This is a genomic window from Macrococcus hajekii (assembly GCF_004359505.1).
Taxonomy (GTDB): domain Bacteria; phylum Bacillota; class Bacilli; order Staphylococcales; family Staphylococcaceae; genus Macrococcus; species Macrococcus hajekii.
Map to the genome: position 1 here is coordinate 1 of NZ_SCWE01000030.1, position 416 is coordinate 416.

The following is a 416-nucleotide window of genomic DNA, read 5'->3' on the forward strand; positions in this document are numbered from 1 at the left end:
CCGCTGCATCCTGCGCCCGTTCCGGCCGGCCGACCTGGCCGGCGTCTTCGAGGGCGTAGCCGGCGGCAGCCACCGGGCGGCGGAGGTCGTCCCGGCGGCATGGATCGCCCCCGCAGGGCATGGCGGGCAAGAGCCCATGCACCGGGTTGGCCGCAGCGGTCACCTGGCGCCGTTCACGCACCCCACAGGCAGGCTTCCCCGGCGCGGCCCACCTGGAAGATGCGCTCGTCGGCGCCGTGCAGGCCGCCCACCGACAGGCCGACCGGCAGGTCGCCGGGCGCCTGGCACGGGATGGAGAGCGCACAGCCGTCGAGGAAGTTGAGCACCGTGGTGTTGCGCAGCACGAGCCCGTTGGTGGCGATGAAGCGGGCCGTGTCGTCCTGCACGTCGGCCAGCAGCGGGGCGCGCACCGCCAC

The 416-nt window shown here is 75.2% G+C and carries 1 protein-coding gene; it reads right to left on the reverse strand.

The annotated features are described in order from the left end of the window. Positions 1 to 173 precede the first annotated feature (173 nt). The coding region (locus ERX37_RS11225; protein WP_208001693.1) for a hypothetical protein at positions 174 to 416 on the reverse strand (243 nt) is incomplete at its 5' end.